We start from the raw sequence: 15,879 nt of genomic DNA on the forward strand, positions 1-15,879 counted from the left end.
CGGCGTGGCTGCTAGCGGCTACGCTTGGTATCATCCGGCGCATATCTTGTTTACGCTCGGCGGCCTCATGTCCCAACTCATTCTGTTCAATAAGCCTTATGGCGTGATTTGCCAGTTTTCACAGCACGAGCTGCACCCCACGCTGAAAGACCATATCGCGCTGCCCGGGGTGTACCCGGCTGGCCGCCTGGATACCGACAGCGAAGGTCTGCTGCTACTGACCGGTGATGGCGAGCTGCAGCACCGTATCAGCGACCCGCGCTGGAAGCAGCCCAAGACCTACTGGGTACAGGTAGAAGGCCGGGTTAGCGAGGCCCAGCTGCAGGCGTTGCGCGACGGCGTAGACCTGGGCGATTTTGTGACCCAGCCAGCACAGGTGCGCCAGCTGCCGGAGCCGCCTGCGCTGTGGGAGCGCAAGCCGCCGGTGCGCTTTCGCAAGACCGTGCCTGACGGCTGGCTGGAAATCATCATTAGCGAAGGCAAGAACCGCCAGGTGCGGCGCATGACGGCCAAAGTAGGCCTGCCTACCTTGCGCCTGGTACGGGTGGCCGTGGGGCCGTGGCAGCTGGATGGCCTGCAACCTGGCGAGATGCGCACCCTTACCGTGTCGCTGGCTGACCTGCCGCGAACGGGGCTGGCGAAACCGGCTGCCAGGGCACCCGCGCGCCAGGGTGGCCGGCAAGAGCCTGCAGCCCCGGCAGCAGCACGGGCGGTGCCGCGTTTTCGCTTTGCCAAAAAATAAGTCATTGTCCCCGCACTGCCAAGACGAACGCTAAGCGCTGTATGCCCTGCGGCAGGCCGGCACTGCCGGTAGTACAAGCCGTAGCGTGCTGGTGGTGGCTTTATCGAAGACGCTAAGCGGTGTCCGGTCGGATGCGCTTGTGCCAGCGTTGCCCGAATGCCGTGGCAGCGGCTAGCCAAGCCACCCGGGCAAGACAAAGCCCCTTCCACCGGGTGGAAGGGGCTGCGTGCAAAACAGGTGGCTACGCTGCGGGTTTACTCGCCACAGCGATGGCTATCAAAGTAGGCTACGGGCCCGGCACTGGTCAGCCCTACGTGGAAGCAACTGTCTTCGGGGAACACATCGCCAGCGTTTTCCGCTGCGCGTACCAGCTCGAACAGTACTTCTACTTCTTTGAAGTACTTGGCGATGCGGTCGTTACCTTCCAGCCAGCCCAGAATGGCCTCCCGCTGCGGGTGCTCGTTTTCCAGTGTCAGCGCGCAATGGTTACAGCTGACAAAACTGATGGCGGGCGGGATGGCGATGCCTAGCGGCGCCAGCTCGCTACGCACCAGGCTGGCAAACTGCGACAGCTCCTTGCTGGCGCGCTCGCGGATGCCGGATAGCGGCAGCGCCTCGCCACCATTAGCCGAACCAAACAGACGAGCCAGGGCAGACGAGACGGCAGTACCTTCTGCATACATAGTGCTTATATCTCCTTGTCTTAGATGGTATTAAATCCATTGTAGGAAACATTGTGCGGATTACTTGGGTTTATTTCGTCATCTTTTTCAGGGTGTACAGCAGCTCCAGCGCCTGGCGTGGTGTGAGATCGTCCACGTCGGTATCAGCCAGTAATTCTACTGCCGGGTGCGGTTCCGGCTCGTGCTGGATCACCACCGGCGTGCTGAACAGGTCGGGCTGCGCGCGGGCGGCCGACTCGTTTTCCAGCTCGGTCAGGTAGCGGCGGGCTTCGCGGATCACCTTCGGCGGCACGCCAGCCAGCTGTGCTACCGCCAGGCCGTAGCTCTGGCTGGCCGGGCCGTCTTCTACGTGGTGCAGGAAGACGATGCGGTCTTTGTGCTCCACCGCCGACAGGTGCACGTTGGCCACGCTGTTGTACTCGCCAGCCAGGCTGGTGAGCTCGAAGTAATGCGTGGCAAACAGCGTGTAGGCGCGGCTTTTTTCGATCAGCGCGCGGGCGATGGCCCACGCCAGCGCCAGGCCGTCAAAGGTAGACGTACCGCGGCCAACCTCGTCCATCAGCACCAGCGACTTGTCGGTGGCGTTGTTCAGGATGTTGGCGGTTTCGGTCATTTCCACCATGAAGGTAGAGCGGCCGCCGGCCAGGTCGTCGCTGGCGCCGATGCGGGTGAAGATGCGGTCGATCTGGCCCAGCACGGCGCGCTCGGCCGGTACAAAGCTGCCGATATGCGCCAGCAGGGTAATCAGCGCGTTCTGCCGCATATAGGTGGATTTACCGCCCATGTTCGGGCCGGTAATCAGCAATAGCTTGCGCTCTGCGGCCAACCTGGTGTCGTTGGCGATAAAGCGTTCCACCTCGGCCTCGACTACCGGGTGGCGGCCGCCGATGATTTCCAGCCGTGTCTCGTTGACGAAGAGCGGTTGCACGTAATGATTGGTTTGCGCACGCTCGGCAAAGGCGGCCAGTACGTCCAGGCCGGCCACGGCTTGCGCCATCAGCTTGAGCTCGCTGATATGGGGTGCCAGCTGGTCCAGTACCGCCTCGTACAGCTGTTTTTCCAGTGCCAGCGATTTGTCCTGCGCCGACAGCGCCTTGTCTTCGAAGGTTTTCAGCTCGGGGGTGATGTAGCGCTCGGCGTTCTTCAGCGTCTGGCGGCGGCGGTAGTCGTCCGGCACCTTGTCCGATTGCGCTTTCGAGACCTCGATGTAGAAACCGTGTACGCGGTTGAACTCTACTTTCAGCGTGCTGATGCCGGTGCGCTCTTTCTCGCGCAGCTCCAGCGCCAGCAGGAAGTCACCGCAGTCGGTCTGGATGGCGCGCAGCTCGTCCAGGTCGGCGTGGTAGCCGTGGTTGATTACGCCGCCATCGCGCAGGAAGGTGGCCGGTTCCGGCAGGATGGCAGTGGCCAGCAGGCTTTCTACCGGCGAGTCGGCCGGTAGCAGCTGTACCAGCTCGGCCAGCAGCGGCGCGTCCAGCGTGGCGGCAATGGCCTTGACGCCAGAGAGCGCGCGCAGCGAGTCGCGCAGTGCGGCCAGGTCGCGCGGGCGCGCGGTGCGCAGCGCCACACGGGCGGTAATGCGTTCGATATCGGCTACTTCGCGCAGCTGGGTGTGGATATCCTGGTGTGCGGCCAACAGGGCCCGCACGGCTTGCTGGCGGCGCAGCAGCTTGTCGTGCCGGCGGATCGGGTGATGCAGCCAGTGGCGCAGCATGCGGCTACCCATGCTGGTGGCGCAGGTGTCCAGCAGCGAGGCCAGCGTGGGCGAGGCTTCGCCGCGGATGGTTTCGGTCAGCTCCAGGTTGCGGCGTGTGGCAGCGTCCATGCGGATCAGCTCGCCCGGCTCTTCTACTGATAGCTGGGCAATGTGGGCCGGGTTTACGCCCTGGGTGGATTTCACGTATTCCAGCAGCGCACCGGCAGCGCCGACGGCCACCGGCAGCGTGTCGGCGCCAAAGCCGGCCAGGTCGCGGGTGCCGAAGTGACGGGTCAGCGCCAGCGTGGACGATTCGGTATCGAACTGCCACGGCGGCAGTTTTTTTCTGGGGGTGCCCAGGCTGTCAAACACCGCCAGGCCGGTGTCGTCGGCTAGTAGCAGCTCGGCCGGCTTCAGGCGTTCCAGCTCGCTGTGCAGCTCTTCCACGCTGGTTTGCATGACCTTGAATTCACCACTGGCCAGCGACAGCCAGGCCAGGCCCAGCGTGCCCTTGTGCATATTCACGGCCAGCACCAGGTTATCGCGCTTGTCGTCCAGCAGCGCGGCGTCGGTCAGCGTGCCGGGTGTGACGATGCGCACCACCTTGCGTTCTACCGGGCCCTTGCTGGTGGCCGGGTCGCCGATCTGCTCGGCGATGGCCACCGACTCGCCCATTTTCACCAGCCGCGCCAGGTAGCCTTCGGCGGCGTGGTAGGGGATGCCGGCCATCTTGACCGGCTGGCCACCGCTGGCACCGCGTGCGGTGAGGGTAATATCCAGCAGGCGGGCGGCTTTTTCGGCGTCATCGTAGAACAGCTCGTAGAAATCACCCATGCGGTAAAACAGCAGCTTGTCGGCGTGGTCCCGCTTGAGGGCCAGGTATTGCTGCATCATGGGTGTGTGCTGAGGCGTGGTCATCGATAGTTCCGTACTGAAAAAGGTTGGCCGCAATAGGCAACGCCCCGTCTGGCGGGGCGCGGCAAGCTATTTTACGGGATGCGCGCTAGCGCGTCACGGCGGCAGCATCACCATGCGGTTGCGGCCCTGGTGCTTGGCCTGGTACAGCGCCATGTCGGCACGCGCCAGCAGGCTGCGGCTATCGTCGCCAGGCTCAAGCAGCGCCAGGCCGATAGAGGCGGTGAGGGCGATGGTTTGACCGGTAAATTGCAAGGGTTGCTGCGCGATGGTGTCCAGCAAACGCTGGCTGTAGCGTTGTGCCGCCTGCGGCGTGGTGCCTGGTAGCAGTATGCAGAATTCCTCGCCGCCCAGGCGGCCGGCACAGTCTTGCGGGCCCAGTAGCTGGCGCAGCTGGCTGGCAATATGGGCCAGGGTGGCATCGCCGCAGGCATGGCCGTAGCTGTCGTTTACCTGTTTGAAGTGGTCCAGGTCCAGCATCAGCAAGGCCAGGCCGGGGCGGGATGGGCTGGCCAGCAGCGCGTCCAGCTGGCCCAGTAGGGTGGGGCGGTTATACAGGCCGGTGAGCGAGTCTATGGTGGCTTGCTCGCGCAGCTGGCGTTCTTGCTGTTTGCGCAGGCTGATATCGCGCGCCGAGCCCCAGATCACCGGCTGGCCGTCCAGCATCAGCCGGCGCACGCATACTTCCACCTCGATGATGTCGCCATCTTTGGTGCGGTTATAGCTGTCGAAGGTCTCGCCCTGTTCGCTGGTGTACTGCAATTGCTCGCGCAGTTCCGCTTCGCTGCGGTGGGCCACCAGGTCCCACAGCCGCAATTGCCGCAGCTCGGCCTGGCTGTAACCCAGCAGCTTGCACAGCGAATCACTGGCCTCCAGCAGGCAGCCTTCCATATCGATGATGGACAGCGCATCGGCGGCGTTCTGCAAGATGGCCTGGTACCACTGGGTACGGCTATCCAGCGCCTGGCGGTTGGCGTCGTTTTCCATCAGTACCGCCAGCAGGCGGGCGGTATCTTCAATCACGGTAATGGCCTCCAGCGTGGGGGCACTGGGGGCGTGGTGGTAGACGGCAAAGGTGCCGTGTACTTTGCCCTTGCTGTCGATGATGGGTTCGGACCAGCAGCTGCCTAGCGCAAACTGGCGTGCCTGCTCGCGGTAGGGTGCCCAGTTGGGGTGTTGCTGCAGATCTTCCGCCACCAGCCGTTTGCGGTGCCACGCCGCCGCCCCGCAGCTGCCTACCATGGGGCCGATGGCCAGGCCATCGATCAATGCGGTATAGGCCTGCGGCAGGGATGGCCCCACCAGCGGGCGCAGGCATTGCGTATCGTCTACCTGCAGGATGGAGCACAGCCAGCCAGGCAAGGCTTGTTCGATATGCCCTACCACGTCACCCAGCAGCGTGGGCAGCGGCTGGCCCTGGATGTACTGGCGCAGAAAATGCGAATGCAGCGCATCCCAGCTGGCGCGCGAGCTGCTGATGCGCTCGTGCTCCAGCCTTTGCAGCTCGGCGGCGGCGCGGGTAACGAAGGGGGCGATATCTTGCAGCAGCGTATCGGGCAGTAAGTTCGCCCGCTCGTCAAATAGCGCCAGGTGCCCCATGCAATGGCCGTGTTTATCCAGCAGTGGCCAACCGGCAAAGCTCTGCCAGGCTGTGTCTTGCTCGGCTGCAAAGTGCCGGTTTACCCCGCTACTGTGCACGATGGCCTGCTGCCGGCTGATCACCTGCTCGCACGGTGTGCCTGCCAGCGCGTAGCGGCCAGGGTGGCGATGACTGCTTGCCACCATGACGGCTACATGGCGAACGGGTAGCGGAAGCTGCTGGCTGATAAAAACCAGTTGTGCACCGCTGTGCCGGGCCAGGCTGTTGACCAGCTGTTGCAGGTAGTCCCTGCCCAGGGCTGCTGCGGTGTCGTCCAGCAGCGCATGGCGTAATGAGGGGGCTGTGGGCATAAGGCTAAAGCGTTGTGTCGATACTTATGAGTATCGTCCAACTGCAAGCATTTGATAAAGCAACATTGCCATCATGGTGGCTACTGTGGCGAGCGTGCGTTGACAAGGCCTATTTTCTGAATCTATGATCCATATCAAAGTTTCAGAAAATACTGAAAATACGAAAGGCCACACGCATGAACCTGCCACCCCTGATTCAATCTTTTGTGCTGCACTTTGGCGAGATGGGCAGCCACTGGGGCATCAACCGTACCGTAGGGCAGATTTACGCCCTGCTGTATGTTTCCGACCGGCCGCTGAACGCGGACGACATCGTGGAGGCCATTGGCTGTTCGCGCTCTAATACCAGCATGGCGCTGAAAGAACTGCAGGCCTGGCGCTTGGTCAAATTGCAACACTTGCCAGGTGACCGCCGCGAGTACTTCAGTACACCGGAAGATGTGTGGGCCATTTTCAAGACGCTGGCCGAAGAGCGGCAGAAGCGAGAAGTCGAGCCCACGCTGACCATGCTGCGCGGTGCCATCATGGAAACCCCGTCCGGCGAGGCCGAACGCCACGCCCAGGCACGCATGAACGAGATGTACCAGCTGATCGAGCTGGTGACCAAGTGGTTTGCCGACATCCGCGACATGGACGTGGAAACGCTGGAAAAGCTGATGAAGCTGGGTAGCCAGGTGGGCAAGGTGCTGCAGTTCACCCACAGCCTGGGCCGGCTGGCCGGGCGTGACAGTGGCAAGGAGGATTAGCCATGGACAGCCTCGACCCGGTCATCCTGGCCCGCATCCAGTTTGCGGCCAACATCACCTTTCATATCCTGTTCCCCACCATCAGCATCGCCATGGGCTGGGTGCTGTTGTACTTCAAGGCGCGCTTTAACCGTAGTGGCGACGAGGCGTGGATGGACGCCTACGGCTTCTGGGTAAAAATCTTTGCGCTGACCTTTGCGCTGGGCGTGGTGTCCGGCATCACCATGAGCTTCCAGTTCGGTACCAACTGGCCGGGCTTCATGCAGCACGTGGGCAATGTGGCCGGGCCGCTGCTGGCTTACGAGGTGCTGACCGCGTTCTTCCTGGAGGCCACCTTCCTCGGCATCATGCTGTTCGGCCGTGCCAAGGTGTCCAACCGCGTGCATACGCTGGCCACCTTTCTGGTGGCGTTCGGCACCACGGTGTCGGCGTTCTGGATCATCGTGCTGAACTCGTGGATGCAGACCCCGGCCGGGGTGGAGGTGATCGCCGGCAAGGTGCACGTGCAAAGCTGGCTGGCGGTGATCTTCAACCCGTCCATGCCGTACCGCCTGACGCACATGCTGCTGGCCTCCGGCCTGACGGTGGCGTTTCTGGTGGCCGGGGTGTCGGCCTACCGCTGGTTGCGCGGCGACCGCGCCGCCGCGGTGGCGCACACCCTGAAAACCGGCGTTAGCCTGGCCGCTTTGCTGATTCCGCTGCAGGTGCTGGTAGGCGACATGCACGGCCTGAACACCTTCCACCACCAGCCGGCCAAGCTGGCCGCCATCGAAGGCGTGTGGCACACCGAGCGCGGCGCGCCCTTGTTGCTGTTTGCGCTGCCGGACGAGGCCACGCAAAGCAACCGCTTCGAGGTCGGCATTCCCAAACTGGCCAGCCTGATCATTACCCATCACCCCGATGGCGAGATTCGCGGCCTGAACGAGTTCCCCAACGCGCACCCGCCGGTGGCCAAGGTGTTCTGGAGCTTCCGCGTGATGGTGGGGGTAGGCATGCTGATGCTGGCGGTGAGCTGGCTGGCGTGGTGGCAGCTGCGGCGCGGCCAACTGGCACCGTGGCTGCAGCGTGGTCTGGTGGCCATGACCTTCTCTGGCTGGGTGGCCACGGTGGCCGGCTGGTACGTGACCGAAATCGGCCGCCAGCCGTGGCTGGTGACCGGCATCCTGCGTACTGCCGACGCCGCGTCGACGGTGGGCAGCGGCATGATCCTGTCTACCTTGCTGATGTACCTGGCGCTGTACGTAGTACTGCTGGCCAGCTATGTGTCGGTGGTGTTTTACCTGGCGCGCAAGGCAGCGCCTGCGGCCAACCTTGAAGGAGCTCAGCCATGAATGCCGAACTGTGGTTGCCGGTGATCTTTGCCGGCCTGATGGCGCTGTCGATGCTGATCTACGTGGTGCTGGACGGCTACGACCTGGGCGTGGGCGTGCTGCTGCCGCTGGGCAATGACGAAGAGCGCGACGCCATGATCGCCAGCATCGGCCCGTTCTGGGACGCCAATGAAACCTGGCTGGTGCTGGGCGTGGGGCTGCTGCTGGTGGCATTTCCGATGGCGCACGGCATCATCCTGGGCCAGCTGTACCTGCCGGTGGCCATCATGCTGCTAGGGCTGATCCTGCGCGGGGTGGCGTTTGATTTCCGCGTGAAGGCGCAGGCGCACCACCAGCCGGCGTGGAACCTGGCGTTTGCTGCCGGCTCGCTGCTGGCGTCTCTTAGCCAGGGCGTGATGCTGGGCCGCTACCTGACCGGCTTTGCGCCCGGGGCTGGTGCCTGGGGCTTTGCGCTGCTGACTGGCCTGGGGCTAACCGCGGCCTACGTGCTGCTGGGCGCCGGCTGGCTGATCATGAAAAGCAGCGGCCAGCTGCAACAGCGCGCCACGCGCTGGGCGCAGTGGGCGCTGGCCGGTACCGCGCTGGCGGTGCTGCTGGTGTCGGTGGCCACGCCACTGGCCAGCAGTCGCATTGCCGCCAAGTGGTTTGTGCTGCCGGATTTCCTGCTGCTGTTGCCGCTGCCGCTGATCAGCGTGGCGCTGTTCGGCCTCTTGGCCGCCAGCCTGCCCAGGTTGGCCGCACGCCAGCGCGCCGGGCAGGACGCACTGTGCTGGCTGCCGTTTGCCTGCACCGTGGGCATTGTGCTGCTGGCGTTCTGGGGGCTGGCGTATAGCGTGTTTCCCGAAATAGTCATCGGCCAGCTGGACATCTGGCAGGCCGCTAGCGACCCGGAAGCGCTGTGGGTGATTCTGGCCGGTGCCGCCGTGGTGCTGCCCACCATCATCGCTTATACGGTGTTTGCCTACCGCGTGTTCTGGGGCAAGGCCGGCAAGCTCAGTTACAGCTAGAAAATATTGCGCCAAATCAAAAGAGCAGGGTTTATTCCTGCTCTTTTTTTATTTTTATCATGGACTTAAATCGTGTGCTGTCTGCCTGGCGCACTAATACGATACGTTACATTTTGATAGAGCGATTCGCTTGACTTGGGTCAAAGCCCATGAAAAGCGCAGGGGTAAGATGACTGCATCCAGATCGAATACCGGGTAGCCGGGGGAGCAATATCATGGAACTGTGGAAACAACTTCTCTCTGACGACGTAGGCATGATGAGCGCTATCGTTATCACTGTTACAACCGTCATCGTGCTGACCTGTATCGCCATCTTTATCAAGAAGGCGAACGGCGACAAGTAAGCTTTAAACGCATGCCACGGCATGCGCGTGTGATTTCCTCTTGATGTGTGTGTGTTTGGGGGTACGGTGGTGGGCCGTACCCCCTTTTTTTTTATGGTTTTTCTGCGCGCGCAGCTGGCTTACCACTGTGCCCTAACTGCCCACGCCACCGTACAGATGCTGCACGCTGATCTGCTACGCCGGCCTCTCTTCTGCGCACCTTCCGCTATCTTCATCTTGGTGTCACATGGCTCGCCTAGACTTTATTTCAATTATTCTTGTAATATTGATTCGGCAGGAGCGCAGGCATGAGCCACCCATTCGATACATTGGCCATCCCCGCTGTGGATGGCCGTTTGCTGCTGACACCGTGCCCCGGCACCCAGGCCGCTAGCCCGAGCTTGGCGCGGTACACCCTGCAGCAGGCTGGCGCCAGCGGCGTGATCAGCCTGATGCCGGCCACCGAGCTGCAGCAGAACGGCGCCGATGGCATGGGCGCTGCGTGCGGCCAACTGGGGCTGGCCTGGTTTTACCTGCCGCTAGCCGACGAGTGCGCACCGCGGGCGGATTTTGCTAGCGCTAGGCAAGCCGTCGCGCCCGACCTGCTGGCGCGGCTGCGGGCTGGCCAGTGCCTGGCCATGCATTGCAAGGGCGGGTCTGGCCGTACCGGCCTGTTTGCCGCCCGCATCCTGATGGCGCTGGGTGTGCCACGCAGCACCGCCATTGCGCAGGTACAGGCGCTGCGCCCCAAGGCCATGCAGCACCCGGTGCACCAGGCCTGGATTGGCCAGTACGACGCCGTTTAACTTTTTAGCGAGACACCCCACCATGACCATCAAGATCGGTATCAATGGTTTCGGCCGCATCGGCCGCCTGGCACTGCGTGCCGCCTGGGCCTGGCCCGAGTTTGAATTCGTGCACATCAACGACCCGGCCGGCGATGCGGAAACCCACGCCCATCTGCTGAATTTTGATTCGGTGCACGGCCGCTGGGGCCACGAGGCCAGCGCGGTGGACGGCGCTATCGTTATTGACGGCAAGCGCATCAGCGTGAGCCACAACAAAGCCATTGCCGATACCGCCTGGCGCGGCTGCGATGTGGTGATCGAAGCCAGCGGCAAGATGAAAACCGTGGCCGTGCTGCAGGCCTACCTGGAACAGGGTGTAAAGCGCGTGGTGGTCAGCGCGCCGGTAAAAGAGCCGGGTGCGCTGAACGTGGTGATGGGCGTGAACCAGCAGCTGTTCGACCCCGCCGTGCACCGCATCGTTACCGCCGCCTCGTGCACCACCAACTGTCTGGCGCCGGTGGTGAAGGTGATGCACGAAACCTTCGGCATCCGCCACGGCAGCATCACCACCATTCACGACCTGACCAACACGCAGAGCATTCTGGACCAGCCGCACAAAGACCTGCGCCGCGCCCGCGCCAGCGGCATGAGCCTGATCCCCACCAGTACCGGCTCGGCCACCGCCATTGCCGAGATTTTTCCCGAGCTGCGCGGCCGCCTGAATGGCCACGCCGTGCGCGTGCCGCTGGCCAATGCCTCGCTGACCGACTGCGTGTTCGAGGTAGAGCGCGCCACCACGGCCGAGGAAGTCAACGCCGCGCTGCAGCATGCGGCCAACCATACGCTGCAGGGCATTCTGGGCTACGAGGCCCGCCCGCTGGTGTCCATCGACTACCGTACCGACCCGCGTTCGTCCATTATCGATGCGCTGTCCACCATGGTGATCAACGGCACGCAGGTAAAGCTGTACGCCTGGTACGACAACGAATGGGGCTACGCCAACCGCACCGTGGAGCTGGCGCGGCTGGTGGGCCTGGCCGACCAGGGCTAAGCGATGCAGACGCTTTCCACGCTATCGCCGGCCATCCGCCAGTACCTGCTGGTAACGGCCAACTACTGGGCGTTCACCCTTACCGACGGCGCGCTGCGCATGCTGGTGGTGCTGCACTTTCACCAGCTGGGCTACGCCCCGTTGCAGATTGCCGTGCTATTCCTGTTTTACGAGGTGTTCGGTGTGGTCACCAACCTGGTCGGCGGCTACCTGGGCGCGCGGCTGGGGCTGAACCGCACCATGAACCTGGGCCTGGCGCTGCAGGTGCTGGCGCTGCTGATGTTGGCCGCACCGGCCGCCATGCTGACCGTGCCGTACGTGATGGCCAGCCAGGCGCTATCCGGCATGGCCAAAGACCTGAACAAGATGTCGGCCAAAAGCAGCATCAAGCTGCTGGTGCCGGACGGCGAGCAGGGCACGCTGTACCGCTGGGTGGCGCTGCTGACCGGTTCCAAGAACGCGCTGAAAGGCGTGGGTTTCTTTCTGGGCGGCGCCTTGCTGGCCACGCTGGGCTTTGGCGGCGCGGTGCTGGGCATGGCGGCGGTATTGGCGGCGATCTGGCTGTTCAGCCTGTGTCAGCTGCGCCCAGACCTGGGCAAGGCCAAAGCCAAGCCAAAGTTTCGCGAGCTGCTGTCGAAAAGCCCGGCCATCAACCGGCTGTCGGCGGTGCGGCTGTTCCTGTTTGGTGCACGCGACGTGTGGTTTGTGGTGGCGCTGCCGGTGTACCTCGGCACCGTGTTTGGCTGGGATGTCTGGCAGGTAGGCGGCTTTCTGGCTGCGTGGGTTATCGGCTACGGTGTGGTGCAGACGCTGGCGCCGGCTATTACCGGCAAAAAGCAGGGCAGGGTGCCGGATGGCCGCAGCGCCTTTGTGTGGGCCGCCACGCTGGCCGGCCTGCCCGCTGCCATGGCGCTAGGGTTGGCCGCAGGCTGGCCCGCTGGCTGGGTGGTGCCGGGCGGGCTGGCGCTGTTTGGTGTGCTGTTTGCGGTGAACTCGTCGCTGCATAGCTACCTCATCGTGAGTTACGCCAAGGCCGACGGCGTGTCGTTGGACGTGGGTTTTTACTATATGTCCAACGCCATGGGCCGGCTGATCGGCACCGTGCTGTCCGGCTGGGTGTACCAGCAATACGGTCTGGGCGCCTGCCTGTGGCTTTCAACCCTATTCATTACCGTGGCCGCGCTGGTGTCGCTGGCCCTGCCGCAGCATGCGGCCAACCCTGCCAGAGAAAACGCATGAGCCTAGAAAAAGAAACTGCCGTGAAGCTATTCGAAGCGCTGGCGTCCGGCGTGCGGCTGGACATCTACCGCCTGCTGGTACGCCAGGGCCACGAAGGCATGGTGGCCGGCCAGATTGCGGCCAATATGGACCTGCCGGCCAATAATGTGTCGTTCCACCTCAAAGGCATGAGCCACGCCGGGCTGGTGACGGTGGCGCAGGAAGGCCGCTACCAGCGCTACCGCGCCAACCTGGCGCTGATGCAGCAACTGCTGGCCTACCTCACCGACGAATGCTGCGCCGGCCAGCCGCAGCAGTGCCCGGAGCTGGCGCTACCGTGCTGCGCCGCCCCGGACTGTGGCGAATGAGCGCTGCGGCCAACGTGGCCCGAGCAGCAAATGGCGAGTGCTATCGGCTTTTTTGTGGGCAGTGCTGGCGCTTACTGCGGCGGCTGCCACACGCCATCGTGAAAGAAACGGCGGTAGCTGAGCAGCCATGGCTGGATGTCGTGGCCGCCGGCCGCCAGCCAGTCTGCGCTGTAGTAGCTGTTCAGGTAGCGGCTGCCGTCGTCGCAGATCATGGTCACGATGCTGCCTTGCTCGCCACGCTGCAGCATGTCGGCCATCAGCAGGCACACGCCGTAGAAGTTGGTGCCGGTAGAGCCACCGCACTTGCGGCCCAGCACTTCTTCCAGAAAGTGGATGGCGGCGTAGCTGGCCACGTTGGGCACGCGGATCATGTGGTCGATCACGGTAGGGATGAATGATGGTTCCACCCGCGGACGGCCAATGCCTTCCACCCCGGAGCCGCCCTCGCAGCTACAGTGCGCGTCGCCGCTGACGTAGCTGGCGTAAAAGGCCGAGTTTTCCGGGTCCACCACGCACACTTGCGTCTGCTTTTGCTGGTAGCGCACGTAGCGGCCAAAGGTGGCGCTGGTGCCGCCGGTGCCGGCGCCACACACGATCCAGCTGGGCTCCGGCTGCGGCTCCAGCGCCATCTGGCGGAAGATGGTGTCGGCAATATTGTTGTTACCGCGCCAGTCGGTGGCGCGCTCGGCGTAGGTGAACTGGTCCATGTAGTGGCCGTTCAGCTCGCGCGCCAGGCGCTGCGATTCGTCGTAGATGGTGGCCGGGTCGTCCACCAGGTGGCAGCGGCCGCCGTAGAACTCGATGGCGCGAATCTTCTCGCACGAGGTGCTGGCCGGCATCACCGCAATAAAGGGCAAACCCAGCAGGCGGGCAAAGTAAGCCTCTGACACAGCCGTGCTGCCGCTGGACGCCTCGATCACCGGCGTGCCTTGCTTGATCCAGCCATTGCTCAGCGCATACAGAAACAGCGAGCGCGCCAGCCGGTGCTTCAGGCTGCCGGTAGGGTGGGTGGACTCGTCCTTGAAATACAGCTGGATGCCGGGCGCCGCCGGCAGCACCAGCGGAATCAGGTGGGTGTCGCTGCTACGGTTGAAATCGGCCTCGATCTTGCGAATGGCCTGCATCAGCCAGCTTGTCATGGTGTCTCCTCGCCGGCCAAGGTTGGCCGTAATGTCTTATTGGATACAAACCATTGTAGCGGGCCGGAACTGTGGCCATCAGTGGCAGCAGTGGCACAAAACGGGGATACAGTTGGGGGGCTGGGTTGGGTGGCCGCAGAGTGGGGGCGGTTCACCGAGACGATTCAGGTTGTGCTGTGTGGTATTGAAACCTTAGACAAATGTTGTTCCATCTTTTGCAGTACCTGGTGGCTCGATGAGTATGAAATGAGCCTCCTCGGTGGCTATCGGGCGATGCTCCACACCACGCGGAATAACGAGCATTTCTCCAGGGCCGAGGTGAACACTGCGATCGCGCATTTCGATCGTGATATTCCCCTTAAGTACCAAAAAGAAGTCATCTGTGTCTTCATGCTTGTGCCAGGCATATGCGCCCATTGCTTTGGCCACCATGATTTCATTGCCATTGAAGCGCGCGACCGTTGCTGGTTGCCATGGTTCTGAAAGGTTTGATAGCACAGCCGAAAGGTTGACCGAGTTCATGCCGTTGCACTCTTTCTGTGTGAAGTGGGAAATGACGCCTAACGTTTGACTTAAGGCGCATGTCGTAGGCACGTCCAGGAAGGGTTGGGCGGCTAGAGGCTTGAACATGATATAGGCATCGACGTAGCCTTGCGTTTTGTGTTGAAACGCACCGGGAAGGGTGCCGACGATGGCAAAGCCATGCTTCTTCCAGAGGCGAACTGCCACTTCGTTGGTGGAAACAACCAAGTTGAACTGCATTGCCTTGAATCCAAGTCTCATCGCCTCGGCTTGGGAGTGTTCGCACATCGTCGACGCGATACCTTGGCCTCGCGCGTTAGGTGCGACAACGTATCCGCAGTTGCTGATATGCGAACCTAGGCCAGGCTGATTCGACTGAAGTTTGTAGGTTCCGAGTATTGAGCCATCATCTGCGGTGACGACGTAAGTGGCGAGTGGCGCTTCAATCCATACGCTGTGGATTTCCGCCTCAGTACTGTCTGGCGAAAACGCATAGGTATCTCCCGCCGCAAAGGTGGAGTGAAGAAGAGGCCACAGACTTGACCAGTCCTCGGGCTTGTAGCGTCGGATGATTTGCATAGCGTTCCTTGGCCGCCTAACGTTGTAGATCAGCGGCTGCCGAAGGCAGCCTGCTGCAATGACGGGCTAGGCATTTGGCGCAAACGTGTATTTAAATGATGCCTGTGCGGGCTCACCGTGACCTCTTAATATAGCTGCCCTCACGTTGAAGACTCGCCAGGCCTTCCGTGCCAGGGCCGACAACAACAGGCCGCGAGCTACGGGCTTTCCCTTTTCGAGAAGTTGCCGACATGCTGAAGGACACAGGTTCCTGTTTTTCCAGCAACCGTGCCGGAGACTCTCTCAAGGCCAACAACATTGGTTGTGCCTTGAGCCGTGTATGACATGAGGTGCTCGATGCTGCTTGTTCCCTCGATTACTACGGAATAGGACTTTGTGACCTTCGCATTCGAGAGCTTGATGCCACATTCAATTTCTTGGTGCGTCTTTTTGTCCAAGCTGGTGATCTGGAACGAGCATTTGACTTCTACTGACATTCGTAAGCCTCGGTTGTAGTGAAAGTCAAAAATGCCCAACGTGAAATATGCACCTAAGCAAGTATATCTTTGGCTCTTTTGTGTGCTTGGTCAATAATGATATGGAAATTTTATCATTATTTTTCAATTATTTAGACGTGTTTATGTCTGAAAATACACAGCCAAATGAGGCGGCAGTGCCACACTTACCGGAAGGTCAGGTTTACCGCCGGTAGTAGTCAGTGCGGGGCCTGTCCGAATTTTTGTGTAAACGGGGTTTGGGTTACGCCTGTGGAATGCGTTCCTCGAACTGAATGGTAAAGCGAGTCAGCGCCGCCTTCCAATCCCGAATCGGCATGGTCCACT

Annotated in this window: 15 protein-coding genes; 9 read left to right on the top strand and 6 right to left on the bottom strand. The window is 62.1% G+C overall.

Going from position 1 to position 15,879, the window contains the following annotated elements:
• The first annotated feature begins 67 nt into the window (after nt 1-67).
• Nucleotides 68-742: a pseudouridine synthase gene (locus PQU95_RS07155; RefSeq protein WP_272751345.1), complete on the top strand. Its 675-nt coding sequence runs from the start codon at nt 68-70 to the stop codon at nt 740-742.
• A 254-nt stretch (nt 743-996) separates the two neighbouring features.
• On the opposite strand, the gene PQU95_RS07160 is transcribed toward PQU95_RS07155, so the two are convergent.
• From PQU95_RS07160 to PQU95_RS07170, 3 genes are all read right to left on the bottom strand, one after another.
• A complete protein-coding gene (locus tag PQU95_RS07160) occupies nt 997-1,425 on the bottom strand; it encodes a hypothetical protein (RefSeq protein WP_227302529.1) in 429 nt (142 codons plus the stop codon).
• Between the two features lie 70 nt (nt 1,426-1,495).
• Nucleotides 1,496-4,039, bottom strand: a complete 2,544-nt coding sequence (gene mutS / locus PQU95_RS07165) for a DNA mismatch repair protein MutS (protein WP_272751346.1) — start codon at nt 4,037-4,039, stop codon at nt 1,496-1,498.
• A 93-nt stretch (nt 4,040-4,132) separates the two neighbouring features.
• Nucleotides 4,133-5,986: a sensor domain-containing diguanylate cyclase gene (locus PQU95_RS07170; protein WP_272751348.1), complete on the bottom strand. Its 1,854-nt coding sequence runs from the start codon at nt 5,984-5,986 to the stop codon at nt 4,133-4,135.
• A 176-nt stretch (nt 5,987-6,162) separates the two neighbouring features.
• Here PQU95_RS07170 and PQU95_RS07175 point away from each other — a divergent pair, with 176 nt between their 5' ends.
• The 8 genes from PQU95_RS07175 (at nt 6,163) to PQU95_RS07210 (ending at nt 12,818) form a co-directional block, all read left to right on the top strand.
• Nucleotides 6,163-6,732, top strand: a complete 570-nt coding sequence (locus PQU95_RS07175) for a GbsR/MarR family transcriptional regulator (protein WP_272751349.1) — start codon at nt 6,163-6,165, stop codon at nt 6,730-6,732.
• 2 nt (nt 6,733-6,734) lie between these two features.
• Entirely contained in the window at nt 6,735-8,063 is a 1,329-nt protein-coding gene (locus PQU95_RS07180; RefSeq protein WP_272751350.1) for a cytochrome ubiquinol oxidase subunit I, read from the top strand.
• Nucleotides 8,060-9,070: a cytochrome d ubiquinol oxidase subunit II gene (locus PQU95_RS07185; RefSeq protein ID WP_272751351.1), complete on the top strand. Its 1,011-nt coding sequence runs from the start codon at nt 8,060-8,062 to the stop codon at nt 9,068-9,070. Before PQU95_RS07180 ends, PQU95_RS07185 begins: the two co-directional genes overlap by 4 nt.
• A 215-nt stretch (nt 9,071-9,285) precedes the next feature.
• Nucleotides 9,286-9,414 carry a DUF3149 domain-containing protein gene (locus PQU95_RS07190; RefSeq protein ID WP_272751352.1) on the top strand — a complete coding sequence of 43 codons (129 nt, stop codon included), beginning with the start codon at nt 9,286-9,288 and terminating at the stop codon, nt 9,412-9,414.
• A gap of 287 nt (nt 9,415-9,701) precedes the next feature.
• Nucleotides 9,702-10,199 (top strand): tyrosine-protein phosphatase, encoded by a 498-nt coding sequence (locus tag PQU95_RS07195; RefSeq protein ID WP_272751353.1) that lies wholly within the window; start codon nt 9,702-9,704, stop codon nt 10,197-10,199.
• A gap of 22 nt (nt 10,200-10,221) precedes the next feature.
• On the top strand, nt 10,222-11,232 hold the full coding sequence (locus PQU95_RS07200; protein ID WP_272751354.1) for an ArsJ-associated glyceraldehyde-3-phosphate dehydrogenase: 1,011 nt from the start codon (nt 10,222-10,224) through the stop codon (nt 11,230-11,232).
• Between the two features lie 3 nt (nt 11,233-11,235).
• A complete protein-coding gene (gene arsJ, locus PQU95_RS07205) occupies nt 11,236-12,471 on the top strand; it encodes an organoarsenical effux MFS transporter ArsJ (RefSeq protein WP_272751355.1) in 1,236 nt (411 codons plus the stop codon).
• A complete protein-coding gene (locus PQU95_RS07210; protein ID WP_272751356.1) occupies nt 12,468-12,818 on the top strand; it encodes an ArsR/SmtB family transcription factor in 351 nt (116 codons plus the stop codon). The genes arsJ and PQU95_RS07210 overlap by 4 nt, the downstream gene beginning before the upstream one ends.
• A gap of 71 nt (nt 12,819-12,889) precedes the next feature.
• Here the strand turns inward: PQU95_RS07210 and PQU95_RS07215 are convergent, their stop codons facing one another.
• From PQU95_RS07215 to PQU95_RS07225, 3 genes are all read right to left on the bottom strand, one after another.
• On the bottom strand, nt 12,890-13,957 hold the full coding sequence (locus PQU95_RS07215; RefSeq protein WP_272751357.1) for a PLP-dependent cysteine synthase family protein: 1,068 nt from the start codon (nt 13,955-13,957) through the stop codon (nt 12,890-12,892).
• Between the two features lie 192 nt (nt 13,958-14,149).
• Complete coding sequence (locus PQU95_RS07220; RefSeq protein WP_272751358.1) at nt 14,150-15,058, bottom strand: GNAT family N-acetyltransferase; 909 nt, start codon at nt 15,056-15,058, stop codon at nt 14,150-14,152.
• Nucleotides 15,059-15,255: 197 nt separating this feature from the next.
• Nucleotides 15,256-15,534: a DUF3224 domain-containing protein gene (locus PQU95_RS07225; RefSeq protein WP_272751359.1), complete on the bottom strand. Its 279-nt coding sequence runs from the start codon at nt 15,532-15,534 to the stop codon at nt 15,256-15,258.
• Nucleotides 15,535-15,879 lie beyond the last annotated feature (345 nt).

The organism is Vogesella aquatica, assembly GCF_028548455.1.
Classification (GTDB): domain Bacteria; phylum Pseudomonadota; class Gammaproteobacteria; order Burkholderiales; family Chromobacteriaceae; genus Vogesella; species Vogesella aquatica.

What these genes read in the sequence shown, in the direction of transcription:
- PQU95_RS07160 (WP_227302529.1), bottom strand. Translation starts at nt 1,425, where the DNA reads ATGTATGCAGAAGGTACTGCCGTCTCGTCTGCCCTGGCTCGTCTGTTT.
- arsJ (WP_272751355.1), top strand. Translation starts at nt 11,236, where the DNA reads ATGCAGACGCTTTCCACGCTATCGCCGGCCATCCGCCAGTACCTGCTG.
- PQU95_RS07215 (WP_272751357.1), bottom strand. Translation starts at nt 13,957, where the DNA reads ATGACAAGCTGGCTGATGCAGGCCATTCGCAAGATCGAGGCCGATTTC.
- PQU95_RS07195 (WP_272751353.1), top strand. Translation starts at nt 9,702, where the DNA reads ATGAGCCACCCATTCGATACATTGGCCATCCCCGCTGTGGATGGCCGT.
- mutS (WP_272751346.1), bottom strand. Translation starts at nt 4,039, where the DNA reads ATGACCACGCCTCAGCACACACCCATGATGCAGCAATACCTGGCCCTC.
- PQU95_RS07180 (WP_272751350.1), top strand. Translation starts at nt 6,735, where the DNA reads ATGGACAGCCTCGACCCGGTCATCCTGGCCCGCATCCAGTTTGCGGCC.
- PQU95_RS07175 (WP_272751349.1), top strand. Translation starts at nt 6,163, where the DNA reads ATGAACCTGCCACCCCTGATTCAATCTTTTGTGCTGCACTTTGGCGAG.
- PQU95_RS07210 (WP_272751356.1), top strand. Translation starts at nt 12,468, where the DNA reads ATGAGCCTAGAAAAAGAAACTGCCGTGAAGCTATTCGAAGCGCTGGCG.
- PQU95_RS07155 (WP_272751345.1), top strand. Translation starts at nt 68, where the DNA reads ATGTCCCAACTCATTCTGTTCAATAAGCCTTATGGCGTGATTTGCCAG.
- PQU95_RS07185 (WP_272751351.1), top strand. Translation starts at nt 8,060, where the DNA reads ATGAATGCCGAACTGTGGTTGCCGGTGATCTTTGCCGGCCTGATGGCG.
- PQU95_RS07170 (WP_272751348.1), bottom strand. Translation starts at nt 5,986, where the DNA reads ATGCCCACAGCCCCCTCATTACGCCATGCGCTGCTGGACGACACCGCA.
- PQU95_RS07220 (WP_272751358.1), bottom strand. Translation starts at nt 15,058, where the DNA reads ATGCAAATCATCCGACGCTACAAGCCCGAGGACTGGTCAAGTCTGTGG.
- PQU95_RS07225 (WP_272751359.1), bottom strand. Translation starts at nt 15,534, where the DNA reads ATGTCAGTAGAAGTCAAATGCTCGTTCCAGATCACCAGCTTGGACAAA.
- PQU95_RS07200 (WP_272751354.1), top strand. Translation starts at nt 10,222, where the DNA reads ATGACCATCAAGATCGGTATCAATGGTTTCGGCCGCATCGGCCGCCTG.
- PQU95_RS07190 (WP_272751352.1), top strand. Translation starts at nt 9,286, where the DNA reads ATGGAACTGTGGAAACAACTTCTCTCTGACGACGTAGGCATGATGAGC.